Below are 14,619 nucleotides of genomic sequence, written 5' to 3' on the forward strand. Positions count from 1 at the left end.
GCGGGACATCCGCCCGCCGCGCGTCTCCCGCCGCGCACCCCCGGAACGGTACACGCTGAGGTAGAAGCTTGGGCAAAGGAGTTTGCCCATGACCTCGCAGGATGCCTCGCTCGACACGCCCGCCCGCAAGCCGCGATTCCTTCGCCGGTTTACATTCCGGCGCCTCCTCATGGGGGGCGCCTCGCTCGATCTCAGCCGTCTGCCGCGGTACCTGTGGATCTTCGCGCTGGGATCGGCCGCGATCTGGGCGCCGATCACCGGCTATCTGAAATCCGCGCCGCTGCGCTACAGCAGCCAGATGTCGCTGATCCTGCCGGGCTCGGGCGCGTCGGCCACGGTCAACCTCGCCGACATCGGGCAGGCGTCGAGCTATTCGAACTCGGCCTTCGCCAGCAACTCGATCTCGCCCACCGAGACCTACAAGCGCCTGCTCGCCGCCGACCGGGTGATCCGCGACGCGGCCGGTCGGCTCGGCGTCGATCCGCGCGGTTTCGGCGAGCCTCGGGTGCGTCTCGTCGACCAGACCGCGTTCATCCATATCGAGATGGTCGGCCCCTCGCCCGAGGAGGCGCAGGCCCGCAACGGCGCCCTGATGGATGCCTTCTTCACCGAGATCGACCGTCTGCGCGGCGACGAGCTCGACAGCCGCCAGAACGGCGGGCTCGCCGCCATGGAGGAATACCAGAACTCGGTCGCCGCGACCCGCTCGGACATCGCCGGGCTGCAGGCCGAGAGCGGGCTCCACTCGGCCGAGCAGTACCGGCGGCAGGTGCAGGAGCTCGACGACCTCAAGGCCGAGATCGAGACGCTCTCCACCGAGCACAAGAGCAAGGAGGCGGCGGTGCGCAGGCTCGAGCTGCAGCTCGACACCGGTCCGACCGAGGCCTCGACCATCCTGCGGCTCAATGGCGACAGCACCTATCTTGCGCTGCTCGATGCTATCGCCGAGGCTTCGGCGGAGCTGGCCGACGTGCGGTCGCGCTATGGGCGCCAGCACCCCGAGGTGGTCAAGGCCGCCGCCACGCTCGACGCCGCGAGCAGCAAGGCCGAGGCCCGCGCCGTGGAGCTGACCGGGCAGGGGATGCGGCTCGAACGCGCCATCGACGGAGGCCGCGCGACGCTGCTGACAGAGCTCGTCCGGCAGGACGCCGAGCGCGCGGGCATCGCGGCGGAGCTTTCCGAACTGCAGACCCTGCGCCGGACCGAGAGCGCCCGGCTCGATGCGCTGGCCCCGCTGGCGGCGCAGCTCGAGGACCTGCAGCGCGACTTCAGCGTGGCGGAGGCGGTCTTTGCCTCGGCCATCGCCCGCACCCAGTCGAGCAAGACCGACATATATGCCTCGTACCCGCTGGTGCAGGTGCTCGAGGACCCGACGCTGCCCGACCGGCCGTCGTCGCCCAACCGCAAGCTGGCGCTGGCCGCGGGTGTCGCCGCCTGCATGCTGCTGGTCTTCTCGCTCTGCCTCGCCTGGATCCGCGGCGCGCTGATCCGTGGGCTGCTGTCGGTCAAGGGGCAGGGGCAGTGAGCGCCGGCCGCAACGCCCCGGATGCGGTGATTGCGCCCGGTGGTCCTGCCGGGGCCGTGATTTCCCCGCAAGACCCTTCGGAGGCCGTCATCGCGGCGCCCCGCTCCGCAGCGGTCATTGCCCCCCGGAACCCGGCCGAGGCGATGATCTGGAAGACCATCACCTGGACCTGGCCGCTCTATGGCATCGGGGCGCTTTACGTGGTGGGGCCGGTGCTGGCCTGGACGCTGGCGATGCTGGCGGGGCTGTCGCTCTACCTCGGGCCCGCGATCCGCGAGGACCTGCGTGCCACCGGCCCGGTGCCGCCGGTGGTCTGGGGCTGGGGCGTCGGCATGCTGGTCATGCTGGTGGCGCTCTGGGTCGGACATCTCGACTGGTCGCTGGGCATGAAGCAGACCATCAAGTCCTCGATCGGCTGGGCCAAGGGATGGGCGCTGCTGGCGCTCTTCCCGCTGATCGGGGCGGTGCTGCCGATCCGGCGCGAGATCCTCGTCCGCGCCCAGTGCCGGCTCGGGCTGGTGACCCTCTGCCTTGCGCCGGTGCTGCTGGCCGCCCCGCATCTCGGGCTGCCCGAGCGCATCTGGACCTCGCCGCTCAAGGCCATCGGCGGCCCTGGGCCCGAGTATTTCTCGGTCTACTTCTTCACCTTCGACCCGGCCTCGTGGACGCCGCGCTGGCAGTTCTATGCGCCATGGTCGCCCTTTGCCGCGCTGCTCGGGGTGTCGACGGTGCTGTTCGCGCTCGAGGACACCGACAAGCGCTGGCGCGCGGCGGGACTCGCGGCGGGGGTGCTGATGATCCTGGCGTCGAAGTCGCGCATGGGGCTTGTCGGGCTGGTGGCCTGCACCATGGGACCGCGCATGATGCCGCTGGTGCTGCGCAGCTGGGCCTGGGCGGCGGCGGCGGGGCTGACCGCCTCGCTGGCGATCACCGGCACGTGGCTGGCGCGGACCATTTCGAACGGGGTCGACGCCTTCAAGGGCGCCCGCGCCGACAGCACCCGGGTGCGCGAGACCCTGCAGCGCATCGCCGAGGAACGCTGGCGCGAGGAGGCGGTCTGGTTCGGCCACGGAACCGTGCAGCCGGGCCCGCACATCGTCGAGTACATGCCCATCGGCAGCCACCACACGTGGTTCGGGCTGCTCTTCGTGAAGGGGCTGGTGGGGCTGCTGGCCTTTGCCGTGCCGCTGATCTGGCAGACGTCGCTGGCGCTGCGCGATGCCGCCATGGGGCCGCGCGGGCGCCTGCCGCTGGGGCTCTGCATGGTGATCGTGCTGCTGACCTTCGGCGAGAACCTCGAGATCGAGGCCTATCTTCTGTGGCCGGCGCTGGTGTTGCTGGGCATCCATGCGCGCGAGCTTGCAGAGGCTCGCCGCGCGCCGGTGGCGGAGCCCGTGCAGGCTGTGGCGGCCTGAGGGCGGCTTACTTCTCGAGGTCCTTGAGCGCCTGCCTGATCTCTTCCGCGTGGGTGCGCAGGAAGAAGGCGAGGATCACCAGCCCGATGCCGTTGAACATCAGCTCGATGCCCAGAAGGATCCCGAGAAGGCTGGGCGCGACCTCGAAGAAGTTGGCAATGATGTAGCCCGCGAGCAGCACCGACAGCGCGCCCGAGAGCAGCATCGCCCAGAAGAACGGGGTCTGGCGCATCCGGAAGGCGGTGATCAGCCGGGTGACGCCGTTGGCGGCGAAGAGGATGGTGACGATCATCGTCAGCGACACCACGCCCTCGAGCGGGCGGAACATCAGCGAGATCCCGAGCAGCAGCAGCAGCAGGCCGAGCCCGAAGCTCATGACCTTGTTCGAGGTGCTGCCCTCGCCGAACCCCGCGAAAATCTGGAAGCCGCCGGCGACCGCGAAGAGGATGCCGGCGAGCGTGGTGACGGCGATCGAGGCGGCGACCGGGTTCGCAAGCACGAACAGGCCGAACAGGATCGACAGGATGCCCAGAATGAGCCATTTCACCCACATCTTCATGGTGGTTCTCCTCGCTTCTCCGCCGGCGCGCCCGGACGGCGGCGCCTCTGGCCTGGGGGCATCAATTCGCATGGCTTGGGTCGCGTCAAGCCCATTCGCCTGATCTGCGGCCGTGGCGCGACCCGCGGGCCATGGCGGCGGCTCACTCGTCCGAGGGGCGGTTCCGGGTCAGCACGAAGATCGCCGCGCCGCCCATGGCGATGCCCTGGATCAGCAGCACCCGCTCGGAGACGCCGGCCAGCAGGCTGCCGAGGAAGACCAGCGTCATCATGGTGACCGCCATGATCTTGGCGCGGCGCGGGATCGCGCGCTCGGTCTGCCATCGCAGGATCAGCGGGCCGAAGGTGCGGTGCGCGAGCAGCGCCGCGTGCAGCCGGGGCGAACTGCGGCTGAAGGCGAAGGCCGAGAGCAGCACGAAGGGCGTGGTCGGCAGGATCGGCAGCACGATCCCGATGATCCCGAGCCCGAGGCTTGTAACGCCCAGCATGATCCAGAGTGCCCGCACCTGCCCGTTCCGTCCCAGAAGCGGCGGCCCGATGCGCCGCCCTCCTGCAGATATGGCGCCCGGCGCGCGGCTGGCCAAGGGCGATCTGACACGGGGCGCCTATGCTGCGGACTTGCGCGCCCGGCGGGGCCTGTGCAAATTTTCAGCGTGCCCCCATGGGTGCGGCGGCAAAAGCGCGGCGTGTCATAAATCTGACGCATGGCGCTTGCCCCGATGGGGCGGGGTGTGAAACTGCGGCGCACCACTAGGAATTTGCGACTTTACGGAGACATCCCGATGCGGACCGCGTCCTTCCTTCATCCGATCCTCGCCACGCTGGCGATCGGTCTCGCCACCCCGGCCTTCGCGCAGGACTTCGTGGCCAAGATCGGCCACCTCGAAAGCACCCAGCAAAGCCGTCACGTCCACCTCGAGAAGGTGGCGGAGCTGGTCAAGGAGCGCACCGGGGGCGCCGTCGAGTTCCAGCTCTTCCCGCAGGGCCAGCTCGGCAACCAGCGCCAGATGACCGAGGGCGTCCAGCTCGGCACGCTCGAGGCGACGGTGTCGCCAGCGGCCTTCCTCGGCGGCTTCAACCCGCTGGTGTCGATCCTCGACATTCCCTACCTCGTCCCCGAGGACACCGCCGCCGCCGCCGAGCTGCGCGACGGGCCCTTCGGCGAGGCGCTGCTCGACAGCTTCTCGGACAAGGGTCTGGTCGCCATCGACCTCTGGCCCAACGGCACCAAGCAGTTCACCTCGTCCAAGCCGCTCGACGACATCTCGGCCTTCTCGGGCCAGAAGTTCCGGGTGATGGACAGCTCGATCCTCATCGAGCAGTTCAACGCACTTGGCGCCTCGGCCATCGCGCTGCCTTTCGGCGAGCTCTACACCGCGCTGCAGACCGGCGTCGTGGACGGCGAGGAGAACCCGCTCGACACCATCCGCGCCATGAAGTTCTACGAGGTGCAGGATTACCTTGTCGTCTCCGATCACGGCGCGATGGAGGACGTGGTGCTGTTCAACCCGATGTTCTGGGAAAGCCTGCCCGAGGACTACCGCACCATCATCCGTGACGCCTTTGCCGAGGTCATCCCCGAGCTGACCGCGCACAAGGCCGCCGCCGTCGAAGACGCGCTCGCCGCCATCAAGGAGTCGGGCACCGACGTGCGGATCGCCGACGAGGCCGAGCGGGCGAATTTCCGCGAGGTGATGTTCGAGCCCGCCTCCGCCGCCTATGTCGCCAAGACGGACGACGCCGGGCAGGCCTTGCTCGACACCTATACGCAGGCCTATGAGAGCCTGAACTAAGGTCAGGGCGGCCCCGGCGACACGGGGCCGCCTGCATCAAGGAGCCCCGATGAAAGCCCTCCGCCTGCTCCGGACGGTCGAACGCACCGTCCTGGTCGCGCTCTTCCTGTCGATGGTGACGCTCTACACCGGCTCGGTGATCACCCGCGAGATTGGCGGCAGCTTCGCCAGCCGCTTCGCCTGGATCGAGGAGGCGGTGCGGATCATGAACCTGTTCCTCGTCTTCCTCGCGCTGGGACTGGCGCTGGAACGGGGCAAGCATGTGGGCATCACCACGCTGCGCGACCGGCTGCCGCCGGCGGCGCTGAAGGCAGTGCAGCGGCTCATCGACATCGCGGGCATCGGCTTCTGTCTCTACGTCGCGTGGCTGGCGGTGGGGCTGGTGCAGTTCGTGCTGCGATCGGGGCAGAGCTCGCCCACGCTCGGCGTGCCGATGGGGGTGATCTACATGGCGCCGGTGGCGGGCTTCCTGCTGCTGGCGCTGCGCTACGCGCTGAGCCTCTTCGGCGTCATCGACCGCTTCTCCGCGCAGGAGGAGCAGGCATGATGCTCGCGCTGATCCTGCTTCTGGCGGTGGCGCTGCTGGCGCTCGGCTTCGAGATGATGCTGGTGCTGGGCCTGCCGGCGCTGGCCTACAAGCAGGCGTTCTGGCCGCAGCTGCCTGACGCGGCGGTGGTGCAGAAGATCGTGGGCGGCATCGACCATTCCACGCTGCTGGCCATCCCGTTCTTCATCTTCGCCGCCAACCTCATGGGCTCGGGGCAGATCGCGCGCCAGCTCATCGGCGTGGTCAAGGCGCTGCTCGGGCACACCCGCGGCGGCATGGGTCACGTGGTGGTCGGCGGCTCGATGGCCTTCGGCTCGGTCTCGGGCTCGGCGCCCGCCACGGTCGCGGCCATGGGGCGCATGGTCTACCCCGAGATGCGCCGCGCCGGGTTCTCCGAGAAGTTCAGCCTCGGGCTGCTGGTGGCCTCGGCCGAGACGGCGCTGCTGATCCCGCCCTCGATCACGCTGATCGTCTACGGCTGGATCACCGGCACTTCGATCTCGCAACTCTTCGCGGGCGGGCTCGCGGTTGGCGTGGTGCTGGCGGCAGCCTTCGCGATCTTCGTGCATATCCAGGCGTTGCGCAGCGGCGTAACCGCGGACCCGCGCCTGCCGTGGGGCGCCCGGTTCCATGCCATCTGGCGGGCAAAATGGGCGCTCGGGATGCCGGTCATCATCCTTGGCGGCATCTATTCGGGTGTCATCACCCCGACCGAAGCCGCGGCGGTGAGCGTGGTTTATGCCATCCTCGTCGAAATGGTGGTGCTGCGGAGCCTCGATCTGAAGGGACTCGTGCAGATCACCGAGGAGAGCGCGATCAACACCGCGATCATCTTCGTTTTGCTGGCGGTGGGCGGGCTCATCAGCTTCTTCGTGACGCTGGCGCAGATCCCCGCCGGGATCATCTCGATGATGGAGACCGCCGAGGCCGGGCGGATCACCTTCCTGATCGTGGTGAACCTCTGCTTCTTCGTGGCGGGCATGTTCATCGACCCGAACTCGACGCTGCTGATCCTCGTGCCGCCGCTCTTCCCGGTGGCACAGAGCTTCGGCATCGACCCGGTGCATTTCGGCATGATCGCGACGCTGAACGTCTGTCTCGGCATGATCACCCCGCCCTTCGGGCTCGACATCTTCGTGGCGAGTTCGACGCTCGACAAGCCGGTGACCGAGATCATCAAGGGCGTCTGGCCCTTCGTGGTGGTGAACCTGATCGTGTTGCTGATCATCACCTACATCCCGCAGATCTCGCTCTTCGTGCCGCGTCTGATCTTCGGCTGAGCGCCCAGGGCTCAGGCGGTGACGCTGGCGTGGCGCCGCGCCCAGAAGGGCGCGTCGGGCCAGCGCGTCTCGAGCCCGTAGAGATCCCGGCGCATGGCGAGGTAGGTCGTGAAGTCCTGCCGCACGGCGCCGGCATAGGCGTCGAGCGGCGCGGTGTCGCCGGCGAGCGCCGCCTGCACCGCGTCGGCCAGCACCAGCGCCCCCGAGAGTGCCTTCCAGAGCCCGCGCGCGGTGACCGGATCGCAGGCCGAGGCCGCGTCGCCGAGCGCTGCCCAGTCATCTCCCGCCACCCGGTCGAGGCAGAAGGACGGCGCCGCCCCGGCCCGGGGCCGTTCGTGCGCGTCCGAGACATGCTCGAGCAGGGCGCGAATGTGCCGGGTGCGCCGCAGTGCCGCCAGCCACGTCTCGGGGTCCGAGAAACCATGGTCGCGCACGACGTCCGCGTCGGAGGCGAAAAGCACCAGAAGCCGGTCCGAGGGCAGTCGGCTCGCGTACCACCAGCCCTCGGGCACCGCCTCGAGCCATGTCAGCCGCGACAGGCCTGGGGCGGCCTTGCGGAAGCGCGCGGCGATGCAGTGCAGCGTGTCGAGCCCGGTGCGCTGCGCCTCCTGCCTGCGGGCGAAGGCGGCGCTGCAGCCGGTGGCATCGACCACGAAGCGCGCCTCTAGCGCGGGCGCGCCGCGGAACGCCAGCCGGTGGCCGCCGTCGATGCGCTCGGTTCCCGCGAACTGCGCCCCGAGCCAGAGCTCGGCGCCCGCCTGCGCAGCGTTTTCCAGAAGCAGCTCCTCGAAGCGGGGCCGGTCGATGTGCCAGCCGTGGCCGTAGGGGCGCAGCATGAAGTCGTTGTAGCCCAGCCCGTCGCTGCCCCAGCTCGAGCAGCTGCCGTGGCAGGCCATGTGGTCGTCGGCCAGGAACGCATCCAGCACGCCCAGCCGGTCGAGGATGGCACGGCTGTCCGGCGGGATGGTCTCGCCCAGCCGGAAGGGGCGCACCTCTTCCGACTCGCAAAGCACCACGCGCCCGACCCCGGCCCGTGCCAGCGCGATGGCGCAGGCGGCGCCCGCCGGGCCACCGCCCAGCACCGCGACGTCGCAGCTTTCGAACGTGGTGTCTGCGATCATGCGGCGATCAGCCCGAGGGGTTGTCGGAGATGGTGTTCGGCCACGGGATCACCGGGTCGGCATCGTCCTCGAAGAGGCTCGCCACCTCGAGGTAGTAGTTGGTGGGATAGGACGGATCGTAGCCCTCGATCGCCGGTCCCTGCATGACGACGCCGATCTTCTGCCAGTTCAGCAGGATGTTCTCACGGTCCTGGAAGCGCCCGACGTTCTGCGCCGGGAAGGGGCCGGGCCCCGCGGGCGAGGGCTGCGCCTTGGTGCCTTCGCCGCGCACCGAGAACTTCTGCCGGGGCAGGGCGCCGCCGTTCGCGGCGAGGTCGTCGAAGGTGTAGACCGCCACCGGCCGCTGCGCGGGCCAGGACCAGAATAGCGTGGTGTTGATGCCCTCAAACACGTGCGGGTCCTTGCGGCTGTTGACGTCACCTCCGGGGTTGGGCTCGGGCAGGTGGGTTGCGCAGGAGTTGTAATCCGTGTGCCAGGGGATGGCCATGAACTTGCAGATGTCGCCGGGCTCGACCCCCGCCTGTCCCGGCCGCGTGGGGGTGTAGCCGACCCCGAGGAAGGGCGTCCCCGCCTGCGCGCTGCCGTAATCCAGCGGCGCCATGGCGATGCGGAACGGGCCGATGGCCGGGTTGGTCCAGTCGCTGTTGTAGAGCTCGGTGTCGCGCACGATGAAGGTGAGGTCGATGCCCGGGCTGAAGCGCCCGCCAAGGCAGTTCGCCAGCACCACCTTGTCCAGTCGTTCGCCCGGTCCCAGCGGCACCGGCGGGGTGGCGGTGAACTTCTTGTCGAACCACTGCATGACGAAGAAATACTGGCTGGTCGACAGCGTCAGGAAGGCCTTTCCCGCGTCCCCCAGCGACAGTGGCATCAGCGGCGAGCCGGTGGCGAAGTCGTTGCTGCCGTCGGGATCGGGGTTGGGGTTGCGGATCAGCGCCTTGACGTAGAGCCGGTTGCCGGGGTCGTCCTCGGGCGTGATGTTGTCGATGCTGTCATGCGCGGCGATGGCCGAGTCCGGCAGGTTGGTGTTCCACATCTGCAGCGAGGCGGCGCGGAAGACCGGGAAGATGTCCTCGTAGAAATCCGGCTGGTAGTCGGGCAGGTAGGCGCCGTTGGCGTAAATGCCGGGGTTGACGTCGAAATGCTCGATCCAGGTGTTGTAGATGTCATCCCAGAGCGAGACGATGTTGAGCGTCTGCGGCGCATAGCCCGGGTCCGTCGCGACCGCCCAGGCGCTGCCCTCGAGCGGCACCTCGCTGCCGTCGTCGAGCACCAGCACCGCGGTCACCGGCCCGTCCGAGGTGTCGTCGAACCAGCCGTCGTTGTTCACGTCGTGCATCAGCGGCAGGGCGTTGGCGCCGAAGCCGCAGGCCAGCCCGTGGCCGCCCAGAACCTCGAGCCGCCCCTTGCTGTCGGTGCGCAGTCCGCCCAGCGTGGTGATCGCCTCGCCCGAGGGGCAGACGAGGTCGGGAAAGGTCGCGGTGTCGGGGAACTGCTTGGGATAGTCCGGCAGCTCGGTCACCGCGCCGCCGACATAGGCCGAGGCCGGGGTCGCGGTGTCGAACTCGACTCTTGCGCCGGTGCCCTGGATGGTGCGGGGGCCGGCGTCGATCACCAGCTTCGCCAGCCGCTCCGGCGCCGAGGGGTCGTCGGCGCCGCCAAAGCCCGGGTTGCGGAGCGGGGGGAGGCCGCCGCCGGTGTAGGAGGCGATGCCCTCCTCGTCGACCTCGAGCCAGCAGTTGGCCTTCTTGTTGGCCAGGTGCACCGTCCAGATGATGTCGGTCACCGTGCGCCCGTCCGACAGCACCGTGCCGATGCCCACCGGCGTGCCGTCGCCCGAGGGGAAGCTGCCGAGCGGGGCGTCGTCGTATTCGAAGACGGTGAACCGCGCCGCCTGCCGCTTGAGCGCCCCGGCGCCGTCGCGCACGTCGGCGCTGGTGATGGTCTCGCCGTCTGTGTCGGGCCGGATCGGCAGGCCGCCGTTGAGGTCGGTGCCCTCCTGCGGCATGCCGGCCATGGTCTCGGGGCCGATGTAGTACTCGACGCTGTTGCCGACGCGCGCGATGCCGATGGCCGGATGAATGCGGAATGTCATGGCATGTCTCTCCTTGCGTGTCCGGTCACTTGGCTTCGAGGTTCTGGACGTAGGCGTTCAGAAGGATGTGGCTGATGTTGAGGTTCTTGCCCGGCAGGGGCCGGTCCACGGCGTCGGGCGGGAAGACCATGTCGGTGCGGTGGCACGAGAAGCACTGGTCCTCGGAGCGCACCTTCTGGGTGAAGGTCTCGATCACCGAGTTGGACAGCTTCACCGAGCCGGTGATGATGCTGCCGTCCATCGCCATGTTGGGCTCGAGCGCGTCGGCCTGGCTGAACCAGATCGCACCGGTTTCCATGTAGTTGCGCCAGACCGAGTCCGCCTCGAGCCCGGCGTGCACGGTGCTGTTGAGGCTGCCGATGTTGGCGGAGTTCTGGGTCGAGCCGCCGCCGAAGGGATACTGCCGGCAGACCTGCGTGACCGGCGACAGGGTCTGGGTGGCGGGATCGGTCAGGGTCAGGAACGCGGCGTTGTTCTGGTTGCACTCACCGGCTGTGGTGTTGGCTGCGTAGAAGGTGAAATCCTGGCTGCTCACCGGGTCGTCGATGAGCTGGCCCAGCGAGAACTGCGGCGCGTTGTTGCGGTGCTCGAAGGTGGCCCAGATCGCCTCGGGGTGGCCCTTGACGATGCCGACCACGTGCAGGCCCACCAGGGCTACGGTGACCTCCTCGGTCTGGCCGGGGTCGGCGATGACGTTGCCCGCGGCGTCGGCGCTGAGCTTCTCGATGGTGGCGGACATGGTGAAGATGCCCGCCGCGTCCTCGTCGGCGCCCATGATCTTCCACGCGGCCTTCAGCGTCACCGATCCGATCGGGTAGTTCTGGTCGGCGGGGGCGGCGAGCAGGTTGGCGGGGACGTTGTACTGGTTCTGGGTGACCACGAAATCGTAGTAGGTCTGGTTCACGTACATCGAGTAATAGACCGCCCGGCCGTTCTGATCGACGAGCAGCCCCAGCGAGCCCGCCTGTCCGACCTCGTCGAAGGTCTCGCCCATGTCGCTCTTGCGGGCGCGAGGCCGCAGCATCACCTCGTCGGGCTCGGTGTCGGGGACGCCGTCCACCACGTCCTGCGCCGGGATCAGGCTCAGGAAGCGCGGCATGCCGTCGTCGTTGTTCTGGGTGAGGAACAGGAAGGCCTGCCACGACCACAGGTGAAACGCGCAGTTGCTGTTGAAATCCGCGTTGTCGTCCGGCGGCGGTGTCTGCGCGTGGGGAAACCAGTCCGTGGGGGCGCTGCAATCGGTGCCCTGTTGCGCCTGTGCGGCGGGCACACCGAGAAAACCCGCAAGCAGGATGGCGGCGAGGCCGCCGGTACGAAATGTCATCTGGTCCCTCCCCCCGGATCGAGTCCGGACTCTCTTCTTCGTGGCTGCGCCTCAGCCGCTGGCGGCGGAGACGTGGCTGCGGGCATGGAGCATGGTGCCGTCGTCGAGACGGACCAGCGCCATGACGTTCTGTTCGCGGCCGAGGTCGAGCGGGCCGCTCATCTCGGCGCGGGGTGCGTCCGGATCGATGTCGAAGCTGGCCAGCAGCGGCTGGCGTTCGCCGAGCGCGAAGACCTGCACCGACCGCACCGGCGCCTGCGCGCTGGCGGGGTTCTCGAGCAGGACGCGGTAGCGCAGGCCGGTGCCGCCTGTCTCGGTGGTTAGCGTCAGCCGCATTGGCTCGGGCTCGGCCGCGAGAAACGGCACGGCGCCGGCGGTGCCGGCAAGGACGGTGGCGACAAGAAAGGCCCTCCGGTCCAGTGTCACTGCTGCTGTGCTGCGCATGATCCTCTCCCCCCGACTCGTCCTGACACCGTGGAACGCGTGGATCCATTTTCTCCCTAAGGTTGTCATTTCATGCTTGTTTACGCAAGGTAAATTACGGGCGGTTCTGGCGAGTGAGGGCACTGGGCCCCGAGGGCGGGCTCTCGCAGATGCAGCATTCGGGTGCGGTGCAGAGCAGCTGAGTCCGGGGCGTTCCAAGGTGGAATCGAGGCGTCGGGCGCGGCGGAAAACGGGTGGAAAAATTGACGCTGCGCGGGGGCGGATGCTCGGGGCGGGGCGGAGACGCTCTCCGTCGGATTTCTTATAATTTTCTTATATTTCAGTATATTAAGCAGATATTTGGTATCGGTACTGTTCCAGGAAAACGCTCCGAAATGACGCTCCCGAAAATACTTATTGACCATAACAATTATACCGAATACCAATTATCGCAGAGGAGGGACCGCATGCCGCAACTCGATAAAAGTCCGGACGACCGTGTGGGCCAGAATGTGGAGGACACGGTGCTTGGTGACCTGATCGGCTACCGCCTGAAGCGCGCCTACATGCAGATTCAGCCGGTGGCACAGCAGGTGCTCGCGGAGGACGGCCTCAGGGTGGTCAGCTTCTCCTGCCTGTCGATCATCACCGACAATCCCGGAATCGTTCAGACCGAGCTCGCGGCGGCCTTGCAGATGGAGCGTTCGAACCTGGTCGTGATCATCGACGAGCTCGAGCAGTCCGGCTTCATCGCCCGCAAGAAGGTTCCCACGGACCGTAGGCGCTATGCGCTGACCGCCACGCTGCGCGGCCGCCGTCTGCGCGACCGGGCGGCCGACAAGATAAGGCAGGCCGAGGACACGATCGTCGGCTGTCTCGACAAGGAGGATCGCACCCGCCTCATGGCCGTTCTGGAACGGCTCGAGGACCAGCGGACGCGATAAGGAGGGTCGCGGTCCGTCGGGGTTCGGACGGGCGTGACGCAACACAGGGAGGAGACCCATGAAAACGCGCTTTGCCGCGAGCCTGCTCGCATGCTCGATTTCCGCCGTCGCGCTGACGGCCCAGGCGGATACCATCCGCGCCACCAGCGGCTTCGGCCCGAGCCACGCCATCGCCACCGACGTCTACCCGACGATCTTCGCCAAGCTCGAAGAGCTGACCGACGGGCGCTGGACCGGCATGGACACGCCCTCGGGGCTGGTCGCGCCGAACGAGATGTCCACCAGCCTGCGTGACGGCGTGACCGAATTCGGCCCGCTGCTGATGCCCTATTTCGTCGCCGAGTACCCGGACAGCGTGCTGGTCTCCGAGCTGTCGATGCTGGGCTCCAGCGCCAAGGTCGTCTCGTCGGCGGTGACCGAGTACATCGTCACCTGCGAGCCCTGCCAGGCCGAGTTCACCCGCAACGGGCAGGTCTATCTCGGCTCCGATACCACGCCGCTCTACGACCTGCTGTCGACCAGGCCGGTGCGCACCCTCGACGACATGAAGGGCCTGAAGATCCGCAGCGGCTCGCCATTCTACGCGGCCTTCATCGAAAGCACCGGCGGCGCGCCCGTGCAGATGCCCTCGAGCGAGCTCTTCGAGTCGCTGAGCCAGGGCGTGATCGACGCCACCTTCAGCTCGCCGCACGAGATCATCGCAAACCGCCTTGGCGACGTGGTGGGCTACGTCACCGAGATCGAGCAGGGCGTGTTCAACGGCGCGGCCGTTGCCACCGCCGGCAAGATGCTCTGGGACCGCATGGACACCGCCGACCGCAAGGCGCTGGCCACTGCCTCGCAATACGGTCTGGCCGCGGGCCTCGCGGGCTTTGATGCCCAGATCGCCGAAGTGCGCGAACAGAAGCTGGTCGAGTTCATCGAGCCTGACCAGAGCCTCGTCGATGCCAAGGCCGCGTTCAACGAAGAGCGCCTCGCCAACGCCGCCAAGATCCTCGAAGAGCGCGGCGTGTCCGATGCCCAGTCCAAGATCGACCGCTACAAGGCGCTGATCCAGAAATGGGAAGGGCTCGTCACCCCCGACATGACGCCCGAGGCGCTGGGCGAGCTGCGCGCGCAGGAGATCTGGTCGCAGGTCGATTTCGCGACCTACGGCGGCTGAGTCACCGCCGGGCGCCCCGCCAACCCGGGGCGCTCACCCGCTTCACCCCGCAATTTCCCGGAGCATCGGATGCTGAAACCGATCGAAACCGCCGTGGCGCGGATCAGTATGGTATTGGGTGGCGTCGTGCTGCTGGCGATGACCGAGCTCAAGCGCCGCCACATCGAGGCGACGGTGTTCACCGAGAAGCTCACCGGCTGGCCGCTGCGCGCGGTGCTGCTGCTCGGGCTCACGGTCTTCGGCGCGGTGCTGGCCGTGCTGCTCTGGGGCTCCACCGTGGAGGCAGTGAGCAAGACCGCCCGCCGCGTCTACGTCGAGGCCGGCACCATGCGCTTCCCGACATGGCCCAGCTACTGGATCCTGCCGGTGTCCTTCGGCCTCGCGCTGCTGGTCAACGTCATCCGCCTGATCGAACTCTTCACCGGGCGTTTCGCG

The 14,619-nt window shown here is 68.2% G+C and carries 14 protein-coding genes; 8 read left to right on the forward strand and 6 right to left on the reverse strand.

What is annotated here, in order from left to right; translation table 11 throughout:
• Positions 1-88 precede the first annotated feature (88 nt).
• Both HC022_RS03460 and HC022_RS03465 read left to right on the forward strand, forming a co-directional pair.
• Entirely contained in the window at positions 89-1,525 is a 1,437-nt protein-coding gene (locus HC022_RS03460) for a hypothetical protein (RefSeq protein ID WP_167451348.1), read from the forward strand.
• A gap of 143 nt (positions 1,526-1,668) precedes the next feature.
• A complete protein-coding gene (locus HC022_RS03465; RefSeq protein WP_167451349.1) occupies positions 1,669-2,940 on the forward strand; it encodes an O-antigen ligase domain-containing protein in 1,272 nt (423 codons plus the stop codon).
• Between the two features lie 7 nt (positions 2,941-2,947).
• Here the strand turns inward: HC022_RS03465 and HC022_RS03470 are convergent, their stop codons facing one another.
• Both HC022_RS03470 and HC022_RS03475 read right to left on the reverse strand, forming a co-directional pair.
• Complete coding sequence (locus HC022_RS03470; protein WP_008887089.1) at positions 2,948-3,499, reverse strand: HdeD family acid-resistance protein; 552 nt, start codon at positions 3,497-3,499, stop codon at positions 2,948-2,950.
• Between the two features lie 142 nt (positions 3,500-3,641).
• Positions 3,642-4,004 (reverse strand): YbaN family protein, encoded by a 363-nt coding sequence (locus tag HC022_RS03475; RefSeq protein ID WP_089955994.1) that lies wholly within the window; start codon positions 4,002-4,004, stop codon positions 3,642-3,644.
• 276 nt (positions 4,005-4,280) lie between these two features.
• On the opposite strand from HC022_RS03475, the gene HC022_RS03480 reads away from it, so the two are divergent.
• The 3 genes from HC022_RS03480 to HC022_RS03490 are packed head-to-tail and all read left to right on the forward strand — an operon-like array spanning position 4,281 to position 7,118.
• Positions 4,281-5,291, forward strand: coding sequence for a TRAP transporter substrate-binding protein (locus HC022_RS03480; RefSeq protein WP_167451350.1), 1,011 nt, complete (start codon positions 4,281-4,283; stop codon positions 5,289-5,291).
• A 49-nt stretch (positions 5,292-5,340) separates the two neighbouring features.
• Complete coding sequence (locus HC022_RS03485) at positions 5,341-5,838, forward strand: TRAP transporter small permease (RefSeq protein ID WP_008887189.1); 498 nt, start codon at positions 5,341-5,343, stop codon at positions 5,836-5,838.
• Positions 5,835-7,118, forward strand: a complete 1,284-nt coding sequence (locus HC022_RS03490) for a TRAP transporter large permease (RefSeq protein WP_167451351.1) — start codon at positions 5,835-5,837, stop codon at positions 7,116-7,118. Before HC022_RS03485 ends, HC022_RS03490 begins: the two co-directional genes overlap by 4 nt.
• A gap of 11 nt (positions 7,119-7,129) precedes the next feature.
• On the opposite strand, the gene HC022_RS03495 is transcribed toward HC022_RS03490, so the two are convergent.
• The 4 genes from HC022_RS03495 to HC022_RS03510 are packed head-to-tail and all read right to left on the reverse strand — an operon-like array spanning position 7,130 to position 12,099.
• Complete coding sequence (locus HC022_RS03495; RefSeq protein ID WP_167451352.1) at positions 7,130-8,239, reverse strand: tryptophan 7-halogenase; 1,110 nt, start codon at positions 8,237-8,239, stop codon at positions 7,130-7,132.
• Between the two features lie 7 nt (positions 8,240-8,246).
• The gene (locus HC022_RS03500) at positions 8,247-10,331 is read right to left on the reverse strand and encodes a LodA/GoxA family CTQ-dependent oxidase (protein WP_167451353.1); all 2,085 of its coding nucleotides are present in this window, start codon (positions 10,329-10,331) and stop codon (positions 8,247-8,249) included.
• Positions 10,332-10,356: 25 nt separating this feature from the next.
• Positions 10,357-11,655 carry a hypothetical protein gene (locus tag HC022_RS03505; RefSeq protein ID WP_167451354.1) on the reverse strand — a complete coding sequence of 433 codons (1,299 nt, stop codon included), beginning with the start codon at positions 11,653-11,655 and terminating at the stop codon, positions 10,357-10,359.
• Between the two features lie 51 nt (positions 11,656-11,706).
• Complete coding sequence (locus tag HC022_RS03510; protein ID WP_167451355.1) at positions 11,707-12,099, reverse strand: thiosulfate oxidation carrier protein SoxY; 393 nt, start codon at positions 12,097-12,099, stop codon at positions 11,707-11,709.
• 446 nt (positions 12,100-12,545) lie between these two features.
• Between HC022_RS03510 and HC022_RS03515 the strand changes: the two genes are divergently transcribed.
• The 3 genes from HC022_RS03515 to HC022_RS03525 all read left to right on the forward strand — a co-directional run.
• On the forward strand, positions 12,546-13,022 hold the full coding sequence (locus HC022_RS03515; RefSeq protein WP_008886805.1) for a MarR family winged helix-turn-helix transcriptional regulator: 477 nt from the start codon (positions 12,546-12,548) through the stop codon (positions 13,020-13,022).
• 58 nt (positions 13,023-13,080) lie between these two features.
• Entirely contained in the window at positions 13,081-14,184 is a 1,104-nt protein-coding gene (locus tag HC022_RS03520; protein WP_167451356.1) for a C4-dicarboxylate TRAP transporter substrate-binding protein, read from the forward strand.
• Between the two features lie 69 nt (positions 14,185-14,253).
• Positions 14,254-14,619: TRAP transporter small permease (locus HC022_RS03525; protein ID WP_167451357.1), on the forward strand; the 366-nt coding region annotated here is incomplete at its 3' end.

The sequence above is a fragment of the Salipiger sp. HF18 genome (assembly GCF_011806505.1).
Taxonomy (GTDB): Bacteria; Pseudomonadota; Alphaproteobacteria; order Rhodobacterales; family Rhodobacteraceae; genus Salipiger; species Salipiger thiooxidans.

Excerpts from the sequence above, each read along its gene's own strand:
- HC022_RS03510 (WP_167451355.1), bottom strand. The coding sequence starts at position 12,099 with ATGCGCAGCACAGCAGCAGTGACACTGGACCGGAGGGCCTTTCTTGTC.
- HC022_RS03480 (WP_167451350.1), top strand. The coding sequence starts at position 4,281 with ATGCGGACCGCGTCCTTCCTTCATCCGATCCTCGCCACGCTGGCGATC.
- HC022_RS03495 (WP_167451352.1), bottom strand. The coding sequence starts at position 8,239 with ATGATCGCAGACACCACGTTCGAAAGCTGCGACGTCGCGGTGCTGGGC.
- HC022_RS03465 (WP_167451349.1), top strand. The coding sequence starts at position 1,669 with ATGATCTGGAAGACCATCACCTGGACCTGGCCGCTCTATGGCATCGGG.
- HC022_RS03515 (WP_008886805.1), top strand. The coding sequence starts at position 12,546 with ATGCCGCAACTCGATAAAAGTCCGGACGACCGTGTGGGCCAGAATGTG.
- HC022_RS03505 (WP_167451354.1), bottom strand. The coding sequence starts at position 11,655 with ATGACATTTCGTACCGGCGGCCTCGCCGCCATCCTGCTTGCGGGTTTT.
- HC022_RS03460 (WP_167451348.1), top strand. The coding sequence starts at position 89 with ATGACCTCGCAGGATGCCTCGCTCGACACGCCCGCCCGCAAGCCGCGA.
- HC022_RS03485 (WP_008887189.1), top strand. The coding sequence starts at position 5,341 with ATGAAAGCCCTCCGCCTGCTCCGGACGGTCGAACGCACCGTCCTGGTC.
- HC022_RS03470 (WP_008887089.1), bottom strand. The coding sequence starts at position 3,499 with ATGAAGATGTGGGTGAAATGGCTCATTCTGGGCATCCTGTCGATCCTG.
- HC022_RS03520 (WP_167451356.1), top strand. The coding sequence starts at position 13,081 with ATGAAAACGCGCTTTGCCGCGAGCCTGCTCGCATGCTCGATTTCCGCC.
- HC022_RS03500 (WP_167451353.1), bottom strand. The coding sequence starts at position 10,331 with ATGACATTCCGCATTCATCCGGCCATCGGCATCGCGCGCGTCGGCAAC.
- HC022_RS03490 (WP_167451351.1), top strand. The coding sequence starts at position 5,835 with ATGATGCTCGCGCTGATCCTGCTTCTGGCGGTGGCGCTGCTGGCGCTC.